The organism is Casimicrobium huifangae, assembly GCF_009746125.1.
Classification (GTDB): Bacteria; Pseudomonadota; Gammaproteobacteria; order Burkholderiales; family Casimicrobiaceae; genus Casimicrobium; species Casimicrobium huifangae.
In genome coordinates this window covers 1,666,196-1,688,767 of the sequence record NZ_CP041352.1, presented here as the reverse complement: position 1 = coordinate 1,688,767, position 22,572 = coordinate 1,666,196, and the positions used below count along the sequence as shown (strand labels likewise).

At 59.8% G+C, this 22,572-nt stretch carries 24 protein-coding genes and 1 tRNA gene; all 25 read right to left on the bottom strand.

The window, feature by feature from the left end; all coding sequences use genetic code 11:
* Positions 1-38: 38 nt before the first annotated feature.
* Positions 39-1,082 (bottom strand): Gfo/Idh/MocA family protein, encoded by a 1,044-nt coding sequence (locus FKL89_RS07760; protein ID WP_156862216.1) that lies wholly within the window; start codon positions 1,080-1,082, stop codon positions 39-41.
* A 149-nt stretch (positions 1,083-1,231) separates the two neighbouring features.
* Positions 1,232-2,242 (bottom strand): TRAP transporter substrate-binding protein, encoded by a 1,011-nt coding sequence (locus FKL89_RS07755; RefSeq protein ID WP_156862215.1) that lies wholly within the window; start codon positions 2,240-2,242, stop codon positions 1,232-1,234.
* Positions 2,243-2,302: 60 nt separating this feature from the next.
* A complete protein-coding gene (locus FKL89_RS07745) occupies positions 2,303-3,580 on the bottom strand; it encodes a TRAP transporter large permease subunit (protein WP_156862214.1) in 1,278 nt (425 codons plus the stop codon).
* Positions 3,581-3,589: 9 nt separating this feature from the next.
* Positions 3,590-4,129 carry a TRAP transporter small permease gene (locus tag FKL89_RS07740; RefSeq protein ID WP_156862213.1) on the bottom strand — a complete coding sequence of 180 codons (540 nt, stop codon included), beginning with the start codon at positions 4,127-4,129 and terminating at the stop codon, positions 3,590-3,592.
* Positions 4,130-4,302: 173 nt separating this feature from the next.
* Positions 4,303-5,058, bottom strand: coding sequence for a TetR/AcrR family transcriptional regulator (locus FKL89_RS07735; protein ID WP_156862212.1), 756 nt, complete (start codon positions 5,056-5,058; stop codon positions 4,303-4,305).
* 90 nt (positions 5,059-5,148) lie between these two features.
* A tRNA-Asn gene (locus FKL89_RS07730) sits at positions 5,149-5,224 on the bottom strand.
* A 65-nt stretch (positions 5,225-5,289) separates the two neighbouring features.
* Positions 5,290-5,892 (bottom strand): CDP-diacylglycerol--glycerol-3-phosphate 3-phosphatidyltransferase, encoded by a 603-nt coding sequence (gene pgsA, locus FKL89_RS07725; protein WP_156862211.1) that lies wholly within the window; start codon positions 5,890-5,892, stop codon positions 5,290-5,292.
* 78 nt (positions 5,893-5,970) lie between these two features.
* The gene (locus FKL89_RS07720; RefSeq protein ID WP_238363534.1) at positions 5,971-6,555 is read right to left on the bottom strand and encodes an LOG family protein; all 585 of its coding nucleotides are present in this window, start codon (positions 6,553-6,555) and stop codon (positions 5,971-5,973) included.
* 5 nt (positions 6,556-6,560) lie between these two features.
* Positions 6,561-7,526 (bottom strand): tripartite tricarboxylate transporter substrate binding protein, encoded by a 966-nt coding sequence (locus tag FKL89_RS07715; protein ID WP_156862210.1) that lies wholly within the window; start codon positions 7,524-7,526, stop codon positions 6,561-6,563.
* Between the two features lie 27 nt (positions 7,527-7,553).
* On the bottom strand, positions 7,554-8,147 hold the full coding sequence (locus tag FKL89_RS07710; RefSeq protein ID WP_156862209.1) for an NUDIX hydrolase: 594 nt from the start codon (positions 8,145-8,147) through the stop codon (positions 7,554-7,556).
* A 15-nt stretch (positions 8,148-8,162) separates the two neighbouring features.
* Complete coding sequence (locus FKL89_RS07705; RefSeq protein ID WP_162527439.1) at positions 8,163-9,251, bottom strand: lipid A deacylase LpxR family protein; 1,089 nt, start codon at positions 9,249-9,251, stop codon at positions 8,163-8,165.
* A 200-nt stretch (positions 9,252-9,451) separates the two neighbouring features.
* Positions 9,452-9,820 (bottom strand): DUF4406 domain-containing protein, encoded by a 369-nt coding sequence (locus tag FKL89_RS07700; protein ID WP_156862207.1) that lies wholly within the window; start codon positions 9,818-9,820, stop codon positions 9,452-9,454.
* Positions 9,817-10,239, bottom strand: a complete 423-nt coding sequence (locus tag FKL89_RS07695) for a type II toxin-antitoxin system VapC family toxin (RefSeq protein WP_156862206.1) — start codon at positions 10,237-10,239, stop codon at positions 9,817-9,819. Before FKL89_RS07695 ends, FKL89_RS07700 begins: the two co-directional genes overlap by 4 nt.
* Complete coding sequence (locus FKL89_RS07690) at positions 10,236-10,454, bottom strand: AbrB/MazE/SpoVT family DNA-binding domain-containing protein (RefSeq protein WP_238363533.1); 219 nt, start codon at positions 10,452-10,454, stop codon at positions 10,236-10,238. The genes FKL89_RS07695 and FKL89_RS07690 overlap by 4 nt, the downstream gene beginning before the upstream one ends.
* Before the next feature lie 206 nt (positions 10,455-10,660).
* Positions 10,661-11,443: an OST-HTH/LOTUS domain-containing protein gene (locus FKL89_RS07685; RefSeq protein ID WP_162527438.1), complete on the bottom strand. Its 783-nt coding sequence runs from the start codon at positions 11,441-11,443 to the stop codon at positions 10,661-10,663.
* Positions 11,444-11,505: 62 nt separating this feature from the next.
* Positions 11,506-13,338, bottom strand: a complete 1,833-nt coding sequence (gene uvrC, locus FKL89_RS07680) for an excinuclease ABC subunit UvrC (protein ID WP_156862203.1) — start codon at positions 13,336-13,338, stop codon at positions 11,506-11,508.
* 247 nt (positions 13,339-13,585) lie between these two features.
* Positions 13,586-14,530 carry a beta-N-acetylhexosaminidase gene (gene nagZ / locus FKL89_RS07675; protein WP_238363532.1) on the bottom strand — a complete coding sequence of 315 codons (945 nt, stop codon included), beginning with the start codon at positions 14,528-14,530 and terminating at the stop codon, positions 13,586-13,588.
* Between the two features lie 72 nt (positions 14,531-14,602).
* Entirely contained in the window at positions 14,603-15,022 is a 420-nt protein-coding gene (gene acpS / locus FKL89_RS07670) for a holo-ACP synthase (RefSeq protein ID WP_156862201.1), read from the bottom strand.
* Positions 15,019-15,834, bottom strand: a complete 816-nt coding sequence (gene recO / locus FKL89_RS07665) for a DNA repair protein RecO (RefSeq protein WP_156862200.1) — start codon at positions 15,832-15,834, stop codon at positions 15,019-15,021. The genes acpS and recO overlap by 4 nt, the downstream gene beginning before the upstream one ends.
* A gap of 187 nt (positions 15,835-16,021) precedes the next feature.
* The gene (era, locus tag FKL89_RS07660) at positions 16,022-16,915 is read right to left on the bottom strand and encodes a GTPase Era (RefSeq protein ID WP_156862199.1); all 894 of its coding nucleotides are present in this window, start codon (positions 16,913-16,915) and stop codon (positions 16,022-16,024) included.
* A 1-nt stretch (position 16,916) separates the two neighbouring features.
* Complete coding sequence (gene rnc / locus FKL89_RS07655) at positions 16,917-17,576, bottom strand: ribonuclease III (protein ID WP_156862198.1); 660 nt, start codon at positions 17,574-17,576, stop codon at positions 16,917-16,919.
* Positions 17,577-17,966 carry a DUF4845 domain-containing protein gene (locus FKL89_RS07650; protein ID WP_156862197.1) on the bottom strand — a complete coding sequence of 130 codons (390 nt, stop codon included), beginning with the start codon at positions 17,964-17,966 and terminating at the stop codon, positions 17,577-17,579.
* Between the two features lie 3 nt (positions 17,967-17,969).
* On the bottom strand, positions 17,970-18,860 hold the full coding sequence (gene lepB, locus FKL89_RS07645) for a signal peptidase I (RefSeq protein WP_156862196.1): 891 nt from the start codon (positions 18,858-18,860) through the stop codon (positions 17,970-17,972).
* Positions 18,861-19,019: 159 nt separating this feature from the next.
* Positions 19,020-20,813 (bottom strand): translation elongation factor 4, encoded by a 1,794-nt coding sequence (lepA, locus tag FKL89_RS07640; RefSeq protein WP_156862195.1) that lies wholly within the window; start codon positions 20,811-20,813, stop codon positions 19,020-19,022.
* Between the two features lie 119 nt (positions 20,814-20,932).
* Positions 20,933-22,483, bottom strand: coding sequence for a Do family serine endopeptidase (locus tag FKL89_RS07635; RefSeq protein ID WP_238363531.1), 1,551 nt, complete (start codon positions 22,481-22,483; stop codon positions 20,933-20,935).
* Between the last annotated feature and the right edge of the window lie 89 nt (positions 22,484-22,572).

Genomic DNA, 22,572 nt, shown 5'->3' with positions numbered 1-22,572 from the left:
GATTGGGAATTATCGCGCGCCGTTCAAGCGTGCCGGGGCTATATGCGAACGAGTTGACCAGTCGCGGCCGCGAGAGTGATTGCCTCAGTCACGCGCAGATTCTGCAAGCCGTCACGGGCAGACACCAGCGGAGCCACTTCGCCCCTGACAACCGCGCCGAAATGCTCCATCTGCCGCTTCAGCGGGTCCTCTCGCACCATGCCCACGACGCCAACCTCGAACGGCTTCCACCATGAGCGATCCTCAGCGCGCGGATAGGTCTTCAGACGCATCGTCGGGACCGACAAAGTGCCGTCGGTGCCGCTAATCACATAGCAGTCCTCGTCCTCATACGTTGGGTACGCCTTGTTTTCCTGCGAGGTGTGCTCCCAGCTCCGCGCCGACGCCGCGACATCGGACAGCAGGAAACTGCCAAGCGCTCCGCTGGCAAATTGCAGGCTGATGGCGACGGTGTCCTCCACGGCAAAGCCGCGTAGGGCATGTGACTTGATCGCCTGCACCGCAGTCACTTCCCCGCACAGCATCCGCAGGTTGTGCACCTCGTGGATCATGTTGATAAGGATAGGTCCACCACCGACTTCGCGTCGCCAGGGTCCATCGTCAAAATAGTGATCGGGCTTGAAGAAGGTCGCGCTGCCCATCACACCCACAACACGGCCAAGCTGGCCCGATTGCACGACAGCGCATGCCTTGGCCATGATCGGACTGTGGGCCCGATGATGTCCGATCAGCAGGCGCGCGCCGCGCATGTCTGCCGCCGTGACCAGCGCTTCAGCCTCCGCGACCGTTGGCGCAATCGGCTTCTCAAGCAGGCAGGCGACTCCAGCTTCAATGCATTGCAACGCCTGTGGCACATGCAGTTGGTTCGGAGTGGCCAGAACGATGCCGTCGGGTCGCTTCTGTTGAAGCAAGTCTTCCAGCGTACGGTAAAGCGGGACGCCAGCGGCGTTGGCGATTGCATCAGCTTGAGGTGACGGGTCGACGACAGCAGTCAGTTCGACCGTTGCGCTCGCCTGAACGACATTGATATGGCTACGGCCAATCAGACCAGCCCCCGCAACCGCAATACGTGTCTTGCTCATGATTCTTCCGGGCATTGAACGCTAGCCAAAATCGGCCCGCGCACCAGCTCTGGGGCGGCACTCAACCCCTTCAAGCGTGACTGCCTGAGCGGCGAACACCGCATGCAGAGCCCTCTGCAATCAGGCAGAGGGACCGCTTGTACAAAGGCTTACTTGCGCATCTTCGCCAGTTCAGCGTTCATTTCATTGACCAGCGGCTCACCCACGTTGGCGGTGAACTGGGCGATCACCGGCTTCATCTTCTCGCGCAGCTTGGCAACTTCGGCCGGGCCAAACGAAGTGACGGTCATGCCGTTCTTCTTCAGCAGCTCAAGATTGCCTGCAACCTGTGCCCGCGACTCTTTGCGCTGCACCAGTGCGGACTCGTGCGCGGCGTCATCGAGAATCTTCTTCTCCGCTGAAGACAGGGTGTCCCAAACCTTCTTGCTGAACAGCACGGACTGCGGGTTGTACTGATGGTTGGTGATGGCCATAAACTTCTGGACCTCCCAGAACTTGTTGGCAGCGATCACACCAATCGGGTTCTCCTGACCATCGATTGCTTTCTGCTCGAGCCCGCCGTAAACCTCAGCGAACGGCATCGGCGTCGGGTTCGCACCCAGCGCCTTTACCCAGGCGACATTGATCGGGTTCGGGATCACACGCAGCTTCAGGCCTTCGATATCCTCGACCTTGTTGAGCGCCCGCTTGCTGTTGGTGATCTGACGATAACCCAGCTCCCAATAAGCAAGTCCGACAATACCCTTCGGCTCAAGCAGGGCATGCATCTTCTTGCCGATAGCACCGTCGACAACTGCATCAGACTCTTTCTCGTTGGCAAACAGGAACGGGAAGTCAAATATCGCCAGTTCCTTGGCTTCACTGGCGAGAATGCCGGTGTTCATTACCGCCAGTTCGACAGTGCCGCCCTTGAGCGATGACACCACCGCCTGATCCGTGCCCAAGGCGCTGTTGAAAAACAGGTTCACCTTCATCTTGCCGCCCGAGCGCTGACTGACCAGCTCAGCGAATTTCTTCATTCCTGGCGAGGCCGGGTGATTGCCTTCCGGGCCGGCGAGATGGAACTTGAATGCACGCTCCTTGATGTCTTGTGCCGATGCGGCAGCCATCGCGATCGCGGTGACGCCAAGCGCCACGGCCTTCAACAACATGTGTTTCATTGATTTCCTCCAGTGAGTTTGAGTAACGGGCAAAAATTAGTAACCGCAGATACGAAAAAATTAATAGAACCAGCGTGCCGGAACCATGACCAGTTGCGGGAAGGCGACCATCAGGAACATGATGACGAACTGCGCAATCATGAACGGCATGACGCCTTTCGTCACATCATCCATGCTGACTTTGCCAACGCCAGCCACCGCGTTGAGCACCGTACCTACCGGCGGCGTGACCAGACCAATCGCGTTATTGATAATGAACAGCACACCAAAGTAGACCGGGTCGATGCCGGCGGCTTTGACCACCGGCATCAGCACCGGCGTCAGCAGCAGGATGGTTGGTGTCATGTCCAGCGCTGTACCTACGATCATCGTTATCACCATGATCGCAACCATCAGCAGTTTGGGGTTGTCCATGAGTGGCCGCAGCAAATCAACCAGCTGTGCCGGCAGGTTGGCGACAGTGATCAGCCACGCCGAAACCATTGCCGCAGCAACCAGAAACATCACCACAGCGCAGGTCGTAGCTGCAGCAATAAACAACGGCACCAGCTGCCGGAAACTCAGCTCACGGTAGACAACGAGCGACACAAAGATCGCGTAGACAGCGGCGACCACCGCTGCTTCGGTGGGCGTGAAGATGCCAAACTTGAGACCAAAGACAATGATGAACGGCAGGACGAGTGCCCAGGTCGCCTCGCGAAAGGCCTTGAACACCTCGCTCCTGGATTGCCGCGGCGGCGGCGTGACTTTCTCCTTGCGAACCAGCCACCACCAGGTAACCCACAGCGCCAGCGCCAGCCAGATGCCCGGAACAATGCCAGCCATGAAGAGTTTGGATACGGACACATTCGCGGTCACACCGAAGATCACGAAGCCGATGCTTGGCGGAATGATCGGCGCAATGATGCCGGCTGACGCGATCAGCCCGGCGGATCGAGCGCGGTCATGGCCGGCCGCCACCATCATCGGCAGCAGCAGTGCCGTCAACGCTGCTGCATCGGCCACGGCCGACCCGGACAACGCCGCCATGATCACCGCTGCAACAATGGTGACGTAGCCCAGGCCACCCTTGACATGGCCAACCAGTGCCATCGCAAAGTTGACAATCCGGCGCGACAGGCCACCGGCATTCATCACCTCGCCGGCAAGCATGAAGAACGGCACCGCAAGCAGGGGAAAACTGTTGGCTCCTTCAATGACGTTCTGCGCGAGGATTTGCGCGTCGAACATGCCGAGATGCCACATCAGCGCGGCGCCGCAGAGCAACAGGGAGAATGCGATGGGCACACCCAGCGCCATTGCAAGTAGCAGCGAACCAACGAAAATTGCGATTGTCATGGCGCGCCCCTATTTGCCGGCGTTGGCGGGCGTATGCGGAGCTTCTTCTGACTCCTGCATCAGGACGAGATGGTCGTCGTCCAGTTTGCCGGTGACCAGTCGCCACAAATCGCTCAGCACGATGAGTGCCCCCAGGACGGCCATCACCATTCCCGCCGAGTAGAACCACGCCATCGACACCTCCATCACGGCGCTGGTTGACGACCAGTTGATGATCGTCTGATCGTAGGACCCCTTGAACAGCAACCACAGGCAATAGAGCATCAGCGCCAGCGCAATGCCCATGCAGATGCGCTTTCCGGCTGGCCCCAGACGCCCCACCAGCATGTCTGTGCCGAGGTGTGAGTTACTGCGCAACGCGACCACGGCGCCCAGAAAGGTCAACCATACGAACAGCCAGCGCGAAAGCTCTTCCGAGATCGTGAATCCGGAATTGAATGCGTAGCGCATGACTACGTTGCCGAAGACCAGCACAACCATGACCGCAAGCATTGCCGCGATGAGGTAGCCAATGGCTTTGCAGTAGCCGTCGATGACTCGTTCCAGCATCGTTCCTCCTTGTCGCCGTTACGTTGTGCTGCAGTTGACGGGCCTCCACCCCTGCGCTCACAACAAAATGTACCAAATGGTTAATTTTGGAATATATCAGCAGTTTCGGGCGTTGCAAAGCATGCTGATGACGGGCACCTGCCAGAGCATTTCATGATGGCGCAGCTCCGGCCTTACTTGCGAACAAACCGGACGATCATCTCAATAATGCTGTCGCGCCGAGCCGTGATGGTCTGCACGTTCTGCCAGTCAATCTGGAAAATGCAGCCGAACGTATGCTGGTTCGATACATTGAAAAAAGTCAACGCGGAAATGGAGGCGTGCAGGTCGACGGCGTCGATGCCAGACCGGAAACTGCCCTGCCTGACGCCGCGCTCGTAAAGCCGGCGGATGGTATCGATCACTGGAACATTGAGCTGCTGAATGGCTTTGCTCTCGGCGATGTACTTTCCGCGCTGGATATTCTCGTTGGCCACCAGCCGCACGTACCACTGGTTCTGCATGCAGCGGTCGAAAGCGCGCCCCACCAGCTTGCGCAGCGCATCTTCCGGCGTAAAGTCGTCCAGTCGCAACTCGGCTTCGGCCTCGCGCGTCTCGCGGTACGCCGCCTCTAAAACAGCAACGTAGAGCCCTTCTTTGCTGCCGAAGTAGTAGTAGATCATCCGCTTGCTGGTGCGGGTTGCGGCCGCGATCTCGTCGATCCGCGCACCGTCGAGTCCCTTCTCGGCGAATTCGGCCTTTGCTACGGCGAGGATTTCAGCCTTGGTGCGTTCCGGATCGTTGGTGCGGGTGCGCTCTCGTTGAGCCGCCGCCTTCGCCCCGGATTGCGCCGTGGAAGTCGCCGAATGCCGGGCGGTGCCACGGGCTCGGCCGGACCGCGTCGTTGTGGGCAGATTTTCGGAATGCGCAAAATGTACTGTTTCGTCCATTTTGCGAGTATAGGCCCAATATCGCGTTGGCGTCGCTATCTCGCAGCCAATGAAAAAGCCCGCTCAAGGCGGGCTTTTCATTATTCGATTTGGCTCCCCGACCTGGGCTCGAACCAGGGACCTACGGATTAACAGTCCGGCGCTCTACCGACTGAGCTATCGGGGAATCGAAGCTTTGAATTATAGCCATAAATCATCGAAGCCTGCAACTGAGCAGACACTTCGATCCAGCTATCGCACATCGTCGCGATCTTCAATCAGCGGCTGCGGCTTGCTCAGATGCGGCCAGGCGAGCTTGAGGTAATAAAACATTGACCACACCGTCAGACCGGCCGCCACCCAAAGCGCCACATTGCCGAGCAATGGCGTGGGAATGCCGGGGAAGAACGGCTCATACAGCAGCAGCGCGATCAACGCGGTGAGCTGTGCGGTCGTCTTCAGCTTGCCGACGGTATTCACGGCCACACTCTTCGCCTGCCCGATCTTTGCCATCCACTCGCGAAGTGCGGAGATTGCGATTTCACGACCGACAATGATGAACGCCAGCACGGCGTCGGCGCGCTTCATCTGTACCAGCAGCAGCAACGCTGCAGCGACCATCAACTTGTCCGCGACCGGATCGAGAAAAGCCCCGAAGGCGCTCGATTGCTTCAGCCGACGCGCCGCGAAACCATCCGCCCAATCAGTAATGGCTGCAATGGTGAAGATCCATGCCCCGGTCCAGTTCTGCTGCGTCGGCGTCAGCCAGTCATGCGGCAAGTAGTAGACGCCCACGAACGCGGGGATCAGCGCAATGCGTATCCAGGTCAGCGTGGTCGGGATATTGAGGGACATATGCGCATTTTGGCACGCGACAAGGGCGGCGGCCTGACAACCCCCTGACGCCGGGGGTGCTGTCGCTTGCGAATCCGGCTATCGTCCCATCCACTTCTGAGCCAACGGGAACTCGCGACTGCGCAAGCCGTGCAGCAATTCCTGGACGGTCTCACCGTGCACCAGCAGGTCGTGATTGACCGCCTTGACCAGTCCAACGTCTACGGAATGTCGAACCCAGGCAATCAGGTGATCGTAGTAACCCGCGACATTGAGCAAGCCGCAGAGCTTGCGGTGGTAATCGAGTTGGCTCCACGTCAACGCCTCGAACAGTTCGTCCAGCGTTCCAAAGCCGCCGGGCATGGCAATCACGGCATCGGCGAGGCCCAGCATCATCGCCTTGCGGCTATGCATGTCCGGCACCACGTGCATGGCGGTGAGGTTCTTGTGTTCAACCTCCAGCGCCTTTAGCGCCTCCGGAATTACGCCAATCACCTCGCCGCCGGCAGCCAGGGCGGCATCGGCGACCGCCCCCATCAATCCCACGCCGCCACCGCCGTAGACAAGGCCGATACCTTCCTCCGCAAGTATTCGGCCCACCGCGACAGCGGCCTCCTTGTACTCCGGCTTGAAGCCGACATTGGCGCCGCAATAAACAACGATCCGTTTGATGTCATTCGCCACGACAATCAATCCTCTTTCATTCCGGACACTTTCACCACCGCCGCCAGTCGCGCCTTTTCCTCGCCGACAAACTGGTTGAACGACGCCCGCGTGCCGCCAATGGGCTCGATGCCTGACGCCTTCAAGCGATTGGCGATCTCGGGCGTTTTCATCGCAGCGTCCACGGCTGCGGCAACCTTGTCCATGATCTCCGGCGCTACACCTGCTGGCGCATGCACACCCGCCCAGTGAGCAATCTTGACCTCCGGGAAGCCCTGCTCGGTCGCAGTCGACAACTGGCTGTAGGACGAAATACGCGTGGTCCAGGTATTCGCCAGCGCCTTCATCTTGCCGCCGGCAATCTTGGGCAAAGACACGATGCTGGCCTCGCTGGTCGCCTGCACCTGCCCGGCCATGATCGCTGTTGCACTCTCGTTACCGCTCTTGTACGGAACCACCTGCAGCTTGGCGCCGTACTTGCTCTTCAGGATTTCGGCGACGAAGTGTGGCGTGCTGCCGGTGCCGGCGGTGGCAAAGTTGAAACCATCCGGGCTCTTCTTTGACGCTTCGACGAACTCCTTGAGATTGCTGTAGATCGCGTTTGGTGGTGCGACGATGATCGACGGCGACAGTGCAATCATGGCGACCGGCACCAGATCAGACTCCTTGAATGGCATCGACTTCTTGATCATGTGATTCGAGATCACCCCGGCGGCGCTGATCAGGAAGGTGTAACCATCGGGCGGGCTCTTGGCCACCAGTTCAGCGCCGAGCGAACCGCCAGCACCGGGTTTGTTGTCGATCACCACGGGCTGCCCCAGCACCTTGGATGCCCCTTCGGCGGCAGCACGCGCCATCAGATCGTTGGCCCCACCGGCGGTGAACGGCACCACAAACTTGATTGGCTTGTTCGGCCAGGCTTGGGCGTGCGCCGCAATGGCAGCGCTGAAGCCGCAGAGCAAAACGGTGGATCGGACAACTAGGTAATTCATGCGGATGCTCTGGCAAAAATTGGATGATCAGGCGAAGCGCCGGACGCTCAATTCAATCATGCGATGGGTCTCCGGGCCGAGCGATGTGTCGTTCGCCATATCGGCGAGGGCAAACCAGCGGCAGTCGTTGGATTCGTCGGCGTTCAGGGCCAGCGAGCCAGTCACGCCTGCATCGGCGTCCACCTCGGCCACAAACAGGAAGCGAAGATCATGGTGAAGATGTACAGGCTCGTCGGCGCGAGCTGGGATGCCATGCACGTCAACATCAAAGAGCTTTTCCTCATCGGCAAGTTGTACAAAGCGGGAAAGGCCAGTTTCCTCAGTCAACTCGCGCTGCGCGGCGGCGCGCCAGGAGAGGTCGGTGTCGTCGATGTGGCCACCAGGTTGCAGCCAGCGATCAAGCTTGCGATGGTGAATCATCGCCACATGGCGACCAGAGCGATCAAGCACCCAGGCCGACGCCGTCAGATGCCCCTCCAGCACACTACGTTGCCACGGCTTGGCGTGGCGGTCCAGCAAGCGCAATGTGGCATCGGCATGTTGTCGCGTGATCTCGTATGGAGTCTCGGCCCGGTAACGGGCGAGCTCGGCACGGATCTGCTTCAGTTGTTCTGCGTTCATGGGCAGCAGCGCGGACTACAGCGGCCCCGAAATGGTGATCGAGCCGTAACGCGGCGCCGAGGCTTGGCCGGCGAACTCCTGACTGCGGAACACGCGGACGAAGGCGATCTTGTAAACACCGAAGTTGGCAGCAATACCGACGGCCGCATCACCCACCCAGCGCTTTTTGTTCACCGAATGCGAATCACGAATGGTATTGCCATCGAGAAAGATATTGCGGGCCACCGCCCGTCCGTCCACCGATGCAAACAGGTGCGCGCCGAACTGCCGCACGAACTGGCTTACGCCATCACGCACGCGCGGTGCCGAGTTGTCGCCGGCGGGGCGAATGGGCGACGTGCCGAAATCATCCGGCAAACCCCAGCCGGCACGCACTTCAATACCGGCGTTGGCGTAGGTTGCCACATTTCCCACCGAGAACCCGAAGTGCGGGATGACGTCAAAGCCAAGGCCGGACCGGCTGTCAGCGTCCTGCAGCCATTCCTTGCGGAACTTGCGCTCGAACACGAGCTGCGCGCCGAACTCGTTGCCCAGCTGGTTCTGCCAGCCGTTGAACAGTTCAAGATGCCGCGTCCGGTGCACGAAATCCTGTGCCTCTTTCGCATGCGACCAGGGACCGACCACGCCAAGATTGATCTCGTACGAATCCAGCCGATACGGCGAACGCGTGTTGTAGCCAAAGCCAATGTACGACCAGCCCGCATAGGGGCGATCATTGACGATCAGTTGCGTGGCCTTGCGGTCGCGCGGCGTATACATCGCCTGCCCCAGCGTCATCGTCACATTGCCCTGTTCAACCGTAGGCGAATAGACCTGGGTGAACAGCTTGCCGGCCTGCTGCAGCAAGGGCGGCAGGCAATCGTCATCGGCAAAGCTGCGCACATTCGGTGACGACCACGCGAACTTGAAGCCGTTGGAGTAGTCCTGATCGCGTTTGGCGAACAGGTCGTTATCAAGCGTGAAGCTGTAGGTGCCCTGATACTTGCGAACGGCGCCGAGCGGACCGCCTTCATCAGCGCAACGAATCGCTGTTGCGATGGGGTCCGCTTTCGCGGCAGCCGGGTTCGCGATGGGAACCGGCTTCGGCTCGTAAGGTGGTGGCACCGGAACACTTTGCGCCCGTGCACATGTGGCGCCCAAGGCAAGCAACAGGCAAGCAACCGACAGGGTCGGCCGCTGGGAAACTGGATTTGGAAACACGGTTAGTCCGCGAATGCGGGAGGAAGCAACTGGCTTGATTCTATTGGCAGGGTCAGCGTCTGGCGTGTAGGACGAAAGCTGAAAGTTGATGCCTTCGGCGTGTTTCAGGGCGCTGATATGTCAGTGATCGAGAAGTAGATCGCTTTGCCATGTTCACGGCCAAGCGCGACCATTTCATCGGCCCCGGCCGATGCACCACCGATGCGCAGCACCGCATCGCATTTGGCCACCAGCCGCCGCGACACCGGATGGAATATCTCATCGAAAACCGCATCGCCGATCTGCCTGCCACCTGCATGCTCAATCAGCGGCAAGGCAAACCATTCGCCCATCACCGGCAAATGCCCGGCACGGAACAGCGCAAGCGAAGCGTCCGTCATCGCCGCCACGTTCGCGGCGATCTTCACCGGGTCGTCGTTGGTTCCGGAGCGATAGGGCCCGGCGACGAGGATCATTTGTGGCTTAGTGTTCATGTTGTTGCGGGTACTTTCACCGGGGGAAGCAGACGATGTTTCGTCACTTTTCGTGCGAAGCCTTTGTCATCAAACGATGCCACGAACTCGCAACCAGCGTAGCTCGCCTGATGCAGGGCATCGGCAAAATCGAGCCCGAGCGAATACGCGTCCAGCGCACGCTCCACCGCCGCCCGATCCTCCACCGTCAGATTCGGCAACGACAGGCAATGCTGAAGCACTCGTGCAATTTCTGCCCGCGTGTTGCCGTAGTAGCCGCGCAATACCCACTCCAGCTCAAGCAATACCGTCTTCGCGACCTTCAGTGGACGCGCCGACTCGATCAGCGCTCTTGCGGCCAGCCGCTGGCGCGTGGCCTCCTTGTCGGCGGCGTCATCGACGTAGTAGCGGGCGAGGACATTCGTGTCGAGGCCAATCATTTGCCGAGCAGGCTTGCTACGTCGAAATCGGCAGGGACAGCCTTGCCGCCCGCATTGCGCCGCGGCTTCACCAGACCGAAGCCGCTGGCAACGGGCTCTGCCGTCAACGCACCGCTAACCACGGAAAGCTCGGCGGTAGCGCCGGTCACCCGGAACGCAATGCGGCTGCCGGCACGGATGCCGAGTTGCTCGCGCACTTCAACAGGGATTGTCACTTGGCCTTTGGAGGTGACAGAGGTTGCGCCGGATTTCATTATCTATCCACTTTGCATTACTTGGTAATACTAGCACTGATAGCGAAGCAGAACAACGTAGGGCGGGACGCTTGCGGTCCCGCCTCGTGCCACCGCCGAAGGCTGTTCAGCCGCGGTCACAGCGCGCCACCGCGTTCGGCGGAACCGCGAGCGTTCCGCCCTACTAGCTAGCGGTTGCCGTAATAGTGATGCCGCTGTCCAGTCTCATTGGGTTCACGCTTGATCTTGAATGCCTTCGACTCTTGAACAACTTGTCGCCAAGTCCGGCAGCCATATCGACCCGGTGTCTGCTCAGGATACTTTTCCAATATCCACTCCACCGCTTCACTCAGTGGCGTCCACTCGCGCCCTCCAAGTTGCTCAGCTGCTTCCCGCAAGGCAGCAACGATACCTGCCGACGGCCAATCTACTTTACCGTCAGGCCTGATACCGTCGAAGATGTCTTGAAACCTAGGCGGCTGGATGAACTCACCACATGCCCTGCGCATCTGATCAAGTGACTCTGCATAACCGCGCAACTCAAGAAATTTCGCATCAATCAGCTCAAAAGTCTGCCTTAGCGAATCCGCGGCAGCGAGGCAACCTTCGACAGATCCAATGTCGAATTGATCAATGAAGGAGTGAACCAACCCGTTTCGCACTTTGACAAGCTCCCGCAGTCCGTACTCGACAGAGGCACGCCTGTCCGTCTCCATGACAAACCGAAAGTCCGTAGAGAACGACACACACAGCGGCGCGGCGTCTTCGCCGCTGCCCGAATCAAAGTCCGATTCGACACTACGCGGAATCATCTCCTCTAGAAAATTCTTCACGAGTATGCCGAGCGTGCTGCCTTCGGATTCGTTCCGCCACACGACGTCGGGCGGTTGCCCGATGCTCAGATTCGTGACTACGCTACTCGATCGAAGGATTGCCTTAAGCAATTTTTCATACTGCTGCAGATGTATCATGCAACGTCCAAGCAACCGCTGCATGTCTCGCTGAGGTTCCGCAACGGGGGTGTCGGCACTACTCAATGCAACACCCCATAAATTCGCTCAGCCAATTCACTCGAAATCCCCGGCACGCGCTTGATGTCTTCTACGCTGGCACTGGCGATGCCGCGTACGCTGCCGAACTGCTTTAGCAGCGCGGCGCGTTTGCGGGGGCCGATGCCTTCGATGTCATCCAACGCGCTGCCTTCCCGCGCTTTGGCGCGTTTGGCGCGGTGGCCCTGGATGGCAAAGCGGTGCGCTTCGTCCTGCATCTGCTGGATGAGGTGCAGGCCGGGATGATCGGCGGGTAGACGAACCGTGTCTTCACGGTCGGGGAACACGATCTGCTCCATGCCCTTCTTGCGCTCCACGCCCTTGGCAGAGCCGAAGAGAACGATGTCGTGCAGGCCCGCCTCGGCGAGCACCTGCGCGGCGATACCCACCTGCCCCTTGCCGCCATCAATCACCCACACATCGGGGTGCGGCACTTCCTCTTTCGCGATACGCGCAGCTCGGCGGGTGAGCGCCTCTTTCATCGCACCGTAATCGTCGCCATCGCTCACCGTCTGGATGTTGAAGCGGCGGTACTGGCCGGTCTGCATGGCGTTCTGGTCGAATACGACGCAACTGGCGACCGTGGCCTCGCCCATCGTGTGCGAGATGTCGAAGCATTCCAGCCGCTGCGTGCCTTCCGGCAGATCGAGCGCGACGATCAGCGCCTGCAGGCGCTCGTTGCCAGTGTCGCTCTGGCGCTGCTTCGCGGCGATGGCGAGGCGCGCGTTCTCCTCCGCCATTTGCAGCCACACGCGCTTTTCGCCGATGGGGTTGCAGAGCACGCTGACCTTGCTGTTGGCCTGCGTGGAGAGCGCTTCGGCCAGCGCCTCGACGTCGAACTCCAGTGTGGAGACGATCATGCCGGGCACTTCGCGGCCGATGTAGTGCTGCGCGATGAAGCTCTCCAGCACCCCGGTCAGCTCCTTGTCGGTCATCGGCTCGGAGCTGGCGTTCTTCACCGGAAAGTGCGTGCGGTCGCCCACATGCTGGCCGCCACGGATGACGACGATGTTCACCGCAATCATGCCACCGGTCTGCACCAGCGCGAGCACATCGACATCGCGGTCCGCGACGCTGGATACAAACTGCTTGCTAACGAGACGGTTGAGCCGCGCGATCTTGTCGCGGATGCGGGCGGCCTTTTCGAATGCGAGTTCACCGGCCGCGGCCTCCATCTGCGCGTTCAGCTCGTGCGTCACTTCGTCCTGCTGGCCGCGCAGGAACATGGCTGCGCTCTTCACGTCGGCCGCGTAGTCGGCCTCGCTGATCTGCCCCACGCAGGACGCTGTGCAGCGCCCGATCTGCGCCAGCATGCAGGGCCGCGAGCGGTGCGCAAAAACGGTGTTCTCGCAGGTGCGGAGCTGGAAAACTTTCTGCAGTGTGTTGATGCCCTCGCGCACCGCCCACGCGCTCGGGAACGGGCCAAAGTATTGATGTTTCTTGTCGGGCTTGCCGCGGAAGAAGCGCAGTTGCGGGAACGGGTCGCCGCTGATGCAGAGGTAGGGGTAGCTCTTGTCGTCGCGGAAGACGACGTTGTACTTCGGCTCCAGCGTCTTGATCAGGTTGTTTTCGAGCAGCAGCGCCTCGGCCTCGCTGCGCGTGACAGTCGTCTCGATGCGCCGGATCTGCGCGATCATCATCTGGATGCGCGCGCTGTGGCCACTCTTGACGAAATAGCTCGAAACCCGACTCTTCAGGTTCTTCGCCTTGCCGACGTAGAGCAAGCTCTCTTCGCCCGCTGCGTTGGCGCCAATCATGCGGTAGACGCCGGGGCGCTGCGGCAAGGATTTCAGGGTGTCGTCAATGGCGTCAGTCATGGCACCTTCCCGACACATGGTGGTCGTACGGCTTTTCCATCAAAGCACCATTTCATGGGCGCTAGCGACCATTTTGCTGAGAAGTTGAGTTTCCGCGAAATTGGGCGGTACGCCTCATCCAAAGGCCATTTCAAAGAAAAGATGTCAGGGCAACCGACTGCCAACTTCCGCTGCGATCGGCGCTGCACTGCAAACAATGAATTCACGCGACGGATTGTAGGGAGGCTCTGCGCACTGGTGCGATGCGCTACAGCCGCCGCCCCGGCGCCTTCTTGCGCATCCGTTCCCACTTGCGTGCGAGGCCCGATTCCGGCGCCGGCTTCCAGCGATCAAGCAATTCGATCAGGCCAGGGCGGTCATTGCATGGCAGCACGATGTCAGCGCCGCCTTGAATCGCCGCTTCGGCGCGCGCAGTGAGATCGCCAACGGCGTGTGCGGCGACCATGCCGAGATCATCGGTGAAAATCACGCCGCGAAAGTGCAGCTTGTTGCGCAACACGTTCTGCAGCCAGAAGGGCGAGAAGCCAGCGAGTTGTGCGTCAATCGCCGGGAAAATCAGATGTGCCGCCATGACGCCGTCCAGCCCTGCGGCAACAAGTTCGCGGAACGGAATCAGATCCGCCGCCTCCACCTGTTCGTAGGTGCGCTCGTCGGTCGGTCGTTCCCAGTGCGTGTCACCTTTGACGAAACCATGCCCCGGAAAGTGCTTCCCGACAGCCGCCATGCCCTCGGCCCGCAAGCCTTGCATCAGCGCCGTGGCCAGCGCGGACACCGCGATCGGATCACGATGAAAAGCCCGATGACCAATCACTGTGGATTCGCCATAGTCGAGGTCGAGCACCGGCGCAAAACTGAAGTCAACGCCAACGTCGCCCAGCTCGTGGCCGATGGTGAAGCCCAACTCGAACGCGCGGGCGCGGGCCGAGGGTGCGTGCGTCGTCCACAGGTCCCCCAGTGAGCGCATCGGCGGGATCTCGGTGAAACCATCGCGGAAGCGCTGCACACGCCCACCCTCCTGGTCAACCGCAATCACCAGTGCCGGATCGCGCAGCGATTTGATGTCCGCGGAAAGCGCCGCGAGCTGAGCTTTGTCGACGAAGTTGCGAGCGAAGTAAATGACACCACCGATCAGCGGATGGCGCAACACTTCGCGGTCTTCGGCGGTGAGCTCAGTACCCTCGATGGACGTCATGATGGGGCCGAGAAGTGATTTCGGAACGGCTGAAGATTGGCGTGGCATGGTCGGAAGGTGCAGTCGAAACAATCAGGGCAAGCGGGTCTCACCGTACCGGCGGTGGCTCGGCACGTTTCCTTCGAACACAACGAAGGCTACTGCGTAGTCCCGCTCGTCAGAGAGGGTAAGATGAGTGTGCTCGACGCCGAGCCCTTTCAGGTGCACAGCGACAGTCTTACTCAGTTCGAACAAAGGACGTCCGGCATCATCGTGGCCGATACCAATACCGGCCAGCGTCAGCGGCGCGCGCACCCCAATCCCCGCAGCCTTGCCGAATGCCTCTTTTGCTGCCCAACGTTTGGCCAGCCAGGGCGCAGGGTCCTTGATGTCATTCAGGACGAGCAGCTCGGCGTCACTCAATATCCGCTGCGCGAACTGAGCGCCGTGACGGTCGAGAGCGTCACGAATACGGGCAATCGAGACGATGTCGGTGCCGATGCCAAGAATCATGACGCGCCTTCTGCGACGGCTGTGGCCGCACCGCCAACGTCGCTGGTGGCCCGGTGTGATGCACCGGCCTTGCGGGCGGGCTTCGCGTCCAGTCGCTCGGAGAGCTGGTGCAGATCGTGCATCACTCCGGAAGAGCGCACCGTGCGACGCTCCAGATGAAAATTGATGATGTTGCGCACGAAGTCACGCGCCTCAGCCGCAATGGCATTGTTTTCAAAGCGGCCGCAGGCAAGTGCAAGCAACGCGGCACCACTGACCAGGGCACCGATGCCCTGCTCGGCCGGGCCTGACATCGGGTCGTACCGATAGAGCGCGTCCGGCTTCAACGGCTGACCGGTACGCACATCGTGCGTAAGCTCCAGACCGTAGCCCATTTCGATCAACAAGCTGACTTCAAATTCGCGCAGGATCGCACTGTGCTCGTCGCTGGCGGCCAGAGTAAGCAGGGTCGCGGCATACGATTCAAACAACTGGGGGTGCGGGTCTTCGCGCGGCAGCAGTTTGATCACGAGTTCGTTGAGGTACATGCCGCACATCAGCGCCCGACCAGTCAACCACGGCTGGCCCGGCAACCACTGTGCCTGGGTCAGTGTTTTCACCTCGCCGCGACCACTGAAAACAACCTCCAGCGGCTGAAGCGACAACAAGGCACCACGCAGATTCGATGCCGGCCGCTTGGCCCCCTTGGCAATCGCCGCCATGCGACCATTGTCGAGCGTGAAGAGATCGACAATCAGGCTGGATTCGGAATAAGCGTAACTGTGCAGCACGAATGCGCGCTGCGGGGTGGATTTTTTCGCCTGAACGGCCATGTCAAGCGCTTTGCGCTTGACAGGACGAACGACGAAAGACGAATGACGAGGGGGTGCTGCGTCTGCGTGGAATCCGCTCCCCGCAGTGCGAACAAAGCAACAACCTTTGGGCCAACTTCGCGGCGACAGAAAATCGTTGCACGTTGGTCGTCATTCGTCCTTCGTCTTTCGTCCTGCGGCGACGCCGCTAAGTAATACCCAGATCGCGCAGCACTGCCGCGTTCTCCGACCAGCCACTCTTGATCTTGACAAAAAGCTCAAGGTAGACCGGTCCGCCAAAGAGTTTCTGCATGTCAAGACGCGCTTCGGTGCCAATGCGCTTCAACACTTCGCCGCCGGCACCGATCAGGATTGGCCGTTGCGACGACTTGTCCACCAGGATCGCAGCGAAGATGCGGCGAAGATTGCCTTCATGCTCAAACTTGTCAATCATTACCGCCGCGCGATAGGGCAGTTCGTCGCCGGTGAGACGAAAGATTTTCTCGCGGATGATTTCGGCGGCGAGAAAGCGCTCCGGCTTGTCAGTCAAGTCGTCGGCATCAAACATTGGTTCGCCGACGGGAAGCAGTTTCTCGATCTCGGCAAGCAAGGCGTCGGTCTGCGTTCCTTTGCTGGCCGCCACTGGCACTACAGCCGCGAACTCACGGACTGCCGACAGTTCCATCACCGCAGCTGCCAACGCGGCACGATCCTTGAGCAGATCGACTTTGTTGGGCACTGCGATCACCGGCGTTTTTGCCGGGATCAACTCAAGCACGGCGCGATCGGCGGCCGAGAGGCGCGTGGCGTCCCACACCCAAAGCACGACATCCACCTCTTCCAGCGTACGACGAACGCTACCGTTGAGGCGCTTGTTCATCTCGCCACCGTGCTTGGTCTGGAAACCGGGAGTGTCGACAAAAACGAACTGTGCAGTCGCAGTAGTCAGGATGCCACGCAACGGCAGGCGTGTGGTCTGCGCCTTGCGTGAGGTGATGGATACCTTTTCACCGACCAGACGATTCAGCAACGTTGACTTGCCGACGTTCGGTTTGCCAACCACGGCGATCTGGCCGCAGCGCAGGACCACTGGCTCAGTCACATCAGACTCCAAGCTTGTTCAGCACCGCATTGGCCGCCTGCTGCTCGGCCGCACGCCTCGACGAGCCACGGCCAACGGCTTCCTGATCCACCTGGGGCACACTGCAGCGAACGGTGAACACCTGCGCGTGGGCTTCGCCGTCAACACGTTCGACGCTATAGGTGGGCAACGGCAAATGCTTGGATTGCATGAACTCCTGCAAGCGGGTTTTTGCATCCTTGCCGCCTTCGCGCGGATTCACCTGGGCAATTCGCGTTACATACAGGCGATTGATCGCAGCCTGCGCCGCATCAAAACCGGAGTCCAGCAGGATTGCACCAAAAATGGCTTCCAAAGCATCGGCAAGCATGGACGGCCGCTCTCGTCCGCCGCTCTTCTCTTCACCTTCACCGATGCGAATATGCTGCGAAATGTCCAGGCGTTGCGCCAGTGAGTGCAAGGCTGGCTGGCTGACCAGGTTCGCACGCATCCTCGAGAGCTGCCCCTCGGGCAACTCTGGAAATTTTTCGTACAGGGCAAGCGCGATAGTGCAGTTCAGGACGCCGTCGCCGATGAATTCAAGGCGCTCATTGTGTGGCGTGCCGAAACTTCGATGCGTCAACGCCTCGCGCAGCAGACGCGGTTCGCGAAAGGTATGGCCGAGGGACGCTTCGAGACTCAACTATCGGTTACCTGTAGCCGACGCATCGAAGTCAAACAGCAGGCTCATATTGCCTGCGACGGGAACTTGGCGCTGGTATGTCACCGAGAGGCTGATACGCCCGTTGTCTTTGCGAATGTCGAGCTCCTTACCTCTGACCGGCAGGTCATCAATACTTGCCCGCCGATCGAACGAAGCTCGAATAGCGGGTGCCTGGGCTTCAACACCAAACTCGTTCGCGACCTGCTGCAAAACTTTCTTCAGCGAAAAGTACTCTGTCCAGGCCGGAACACAGCGGAACGCGGTGAACATCACGAAGGCAACGATCGCCGCGATCAAAATGAAACCAATCAGACTCAGACCACGCTGGTGCTTGAAATTCACAGGTGCCTTTATCGGTAGTTCAATCACGAATTATTGTATGCCGCGAAACACGCGCTTGAAAGCAAACGACGAAATGTCGTCCCAGTTGAACCAGATGAAGAACGCCTTGCCGCGCAGATGACTGTCGGGAACGAAACCCCAGTAGCGACCGTCAAGGCTGTTGTCGCGGTTGTCACCCATCGCCAGATAGTGCCCCGGCGGCACCTTGCACGTCACTGCATTGCCGTCATCACTGCAAGTCGGGACGGGGGTGCCCGGATACTTCTGACTGGGGATGAAAGACGGGAACTGCGGAAATTGTGCGATCAGGTACTCATGCGTGCCAAGCTTTTCCCTGAACTTGATGGTCGTCAGGAACTGACCAAATTCGACGTAGCTATAGGTGCCATCTTCTACCTGTGGCACTGCTTCGCCATTGAGTGTCAGTTTCTTGTCCTTGTAGACGATGGTGTCGCCGGGCAGACCGATGATGCGCTTGATGTAGTCCTTTTCGGGCTCATGTGGCGCCTTGAACACAGCCACATCGCCGCGCGCCGGACTGCCTGTATCAACTACCTTGCTATCCAGCACCGGCAGTCGGATGCCATAGCTGAATTTGTTGACCAGAATGAAGTCGCCAGTCACCAGGCCTGGCCGCATCGAACTGGATGGAATGCGAAACGGTTCTGCCAGGAACGAACGCAGCAGGAATACCACCAGCAACACTGTAAAGATTGAGGCAGGCACCTCCACCCCCCAGTGCAACTGCTCTCCAGCCGTCCGGCGCTTGGCGAGGAAAAACTTGTCTGCAGCCCAGGCGATACCGCAGACCACAACAGCCAGCAACAGCAATAGCGGAAAGTTGACGGGAGCGCCGCTGAAAACGCCGCGCAGCGCGGTGACGACAAGTACGGCAAGAGCGAGCGATGGGAGGTACTTCATATTTGTGCGGTCAAAAGCGGTGAAGGCGCGACGCCGGGATACCCAACTCGATGTGCGGAATCAGGAATTAATTGTCATTTTTCGCGACAAAGGGCGACCGCAGGCAGCAATGCGACAACAGGTCTGTCGGCGGCGTCAAAGGTCTGCGGTGGGCGCCAATCACTTGTCACCTGTCTGCAGGATCGCGAGAAAGGCTTCCTGCGGAATTTCGACTGAGCCCACCGCCTTCATGCGTTTCTTGCCTTCTTTCTGCTTTTCGAGCAGCTTCTTCTTGCGAGTGATGTCACCACCGTAGCACTTGGCGAGCACGTCCTTGCGCATGGCCTTGACGTTCTCCCGGGCGATGATCTGCGCTCCGATCGCAGCCTGCACCGCCACGTCATACATCTGGCGCGGAATCAATTCGCGCATCTTGGCGGCAACCTGCCGCCCTCGGTAGGCCGATTGCGCGCGATGCACCATCACCGATAGCGCATCCACCTTGTCGCCGTTGATGAGGATGTCGAGCTTGACGACGTCGGCAGCGCGGAACTCCTTGAATTCGTAGTCGAGGGACGCATAACCGCGCGACACGCTTTTCAGCTTGTCAAAAAAGTCCATCACGACTTCGGCCATTGGCAGGTCGTACGTGAGCATGACCTGCCGGCCCATGTACTGCATGTTGACCTGGGTACCACGTTTCTCGTTGCAAAGCGTCATTACCGGGCCGACGTACTCCTGTGGCATCAGGATTGTCGCGGTGATGATGGGCTCGCGGATCTCCTCAACACGCGACAAATCGGGCAGTTTGGCTGGATTTTCGACGTTGGTCACCGTACCGTCGCGCTGCACAACCTGATACACCACCGTCGGCGCGGTGGTGACAAGATCCATGTCGTACTCGCGCTCCAGGCGCTCCTGGATCACATCCATGTGCAGCAGGCCCAGGAAGCCGCAGCGAAAGCCGAAGCCCAGCGCCTGCGACACCTCGGGTTCAAAGTGCAGGGACGCGTCGTTAAGCTTCAACTTCTCGAGCGCCTCGCGCAGCGCTTCGTACTGGTTGGCTTCAACCGGATAAAGACCGGCAAACACCTGCGGTTTGACCTCCTTGAAACCTGGCAGTGGGGTCGCTGCCGGCTTTTGGGCGTGAGTAATGGTATCGCCCACTTTGGCCGAATCCAGCTCCTTGATACCGGCAATGACGAAGCCCACTTGCCCGGCAGAGATCGACTCGCGCTGTGTCGAGCGAGGTGCAAACACGCCGACCTGCTCGCACAGATGCGATCGCCCTGTCGCCATGAAGCTGATCTTGTCCTTCGGGCGCAGGGTGCCGTCAAACACGCGCACCAGCATTACAACGCCGACATAGTTGTCAAACCAGCTATCGATAATGAGCGCCTTGAGCGGCGCTTCCGGGTCGCCGGTAGGTGGCGGGATCTTGGCGACGACCGCTTCGAGGATGTCATCGATCCCTTGCCCGGTCTTGGCGGAACACGGCACGGCGTCGGTGGCATCGACACCAACAACATCCTCGATTTCCTCCTTCACGCGATCCGGGTCGGCGCTCGGCAAGTCAATTTTGTTGAGCACTGGCACCACTTCGACGCCCAGCTCGATGGCCGTGTAGCAGTTGGCGACCGTCTGTGCTTCCACGCCTTGCGAGGCGTCAACCACCAGAAGAGCGCCCTCGCACGCGGAAAGCGAACGCGACACTTCGTACGAAAAGTCGACGTGACCCGGCGTGTCGATCAGGTTGAGGTTGTAAATCTGACCGTCTCGCGCCTTATAGCTTAGCGCTGCCGTTTGCGCCTTGATCGTAATGCCACGCTCTTTTTCGAGATCCATCGAATCAAGGACCTGCTCGGTCATCTCGCGATCCGAGAGGCCGCCGCAGCGCTGAATGAAGCGATCAGCCAGGGTTGACTTGCCGTGGTCGATGTGCGCGATGATCGAAAAGTTGCGAATGTTCTGCATGCGAGAAAAATGGAAAAGGCCACCGGGCGCCGACTCGGTGGTCGATCCCGTTGGCCTTTTCGTGGCTAACCGCTAATTTTAGCGTTTCGGCGCTGCCCGGCATGTCCGGCAGACAGGACTCACTCCGGCAATTTCTCCGGCGCGAAGAACTCGCTGTACTCGCTGCCGGTACGATCTGCCGGCCGCTTCACCCTAAAGGCCAGCGTGGAGCCCTTTTCTGCACCTTTGATCAGCTCGGCCAGCTGCGCGGGTCCGGTCACCGCAGTTGACTTGCCCTTGCGGGTTACGCCGACGATGATGTCGCCTTTGGCAAGTGCCTCGGCCGTTGACTTGTCGGACAGATCGGCAACAACCGCGCCGCCATTCGCCAGTTTCGCAGCCTCGCGCTCCTTTTCTGTCAACGGACGCAGCATCAGACCAAGCCGCCCTTCGCTGGTGGCATCTGACTTCGCCGGCTCCTTTTTTCCTGGGGTACTGGACTGAACCGATGCGACTTGCGTAGCGTCCTTGTACTCATCGAGGGTGACACTCAGTTCCACCGTCTTGCCGTCACGCCACACCTGCACCCTGGAAGGGGTGCCGGGGCGAGCAGAAGTAACGAAGCGCGGCAGATCACGCGAATCCTCGACAGCGCGGTCATTGAACTTCAGGACCACGTCGCCCTCCTTCATTCCAGCCTTCTCGGCCGCACTGCCTTTCGTTACGCCCGCAACAAGCGCGCCTTGCGGTTTGGAGAGACCAAACGCATCGGCGAGATCACGTGTCACCGGCCCGATGTTGACACCCAGCATGCCGCGCTTCACCGACCCGCCAGCGCGCAGTTGCCCCACCACATCCATCGCCAAATCAATGGGGATGGCGAACGAGATGCCCTGGAAGCCACCGCTTACCGTCGCGATCATCGAATTGATGGCGACCACTTCTCCACGCGTGTTGAACAATGGACCACCCGAGTTTCCCGGATTGACGGCAGCATCGTGCTGGATGAACGGCACGAGGTCGCCTGTCGCGTCGTTGCCGCGACTGGCCCGACCTTTGGCGCTGACCACGCCGGTTGTCAAGGTGCTTTCGAAGCCAAGCGGCTGCCCGATAGCCGCCACCCACTCGCCGATCTTCAGGTTGGTCGGATTGCCCACCTTGACCGCTGGCAAGCCGGTCGCATCAATCTTGATGACCGCGACGTCGGAGCGCTTGTCAGATCCGAGAACCTTGGCCTTGAACTCACGCTTGTCAGTCAGTTTCACCAGCACTTCATCAGCATCTTCGACCACGTGACTATTGGTGACGATCATGCCGTCGGAAGAAATGATGAACCCCGAACCGCCGCCCTGGCGACGGAAATTGCGGGGTGCACCGCGCCCCTGCCCTTGCCCGAAGTAGCGGCGGAAAAATTCTTCCATGTCGTCGCGGTCCGGCGTTGCGTTGTCGTCGTTGCCGCGCGCGCGGTTTCGACCCGGCGTGCTGCTGACACTGATCGACACCACCGATGGGCTGTTTCGCTCGTAAAGCGAAACGAAATCCGGCAGTCCTTGCGGCGCCTGGGCGACAGCAGTGCTCTGCGCGACAATCTGCGACTGCGCGACGGCAGCGCCATGCGGCGAGGTGAAAGCAGCGACCGTCACGCCAAGTGCGCCGACGGCCAAGAGGGAAGCGATAACTGACTTTTTCACGGTTTTTCTCCTGAAAACTTTACGTGAACGCTACATTGACATTGAACGAAAAAAATCTGAAATCTGTTCTGCTTGAAGCAAACTGATCC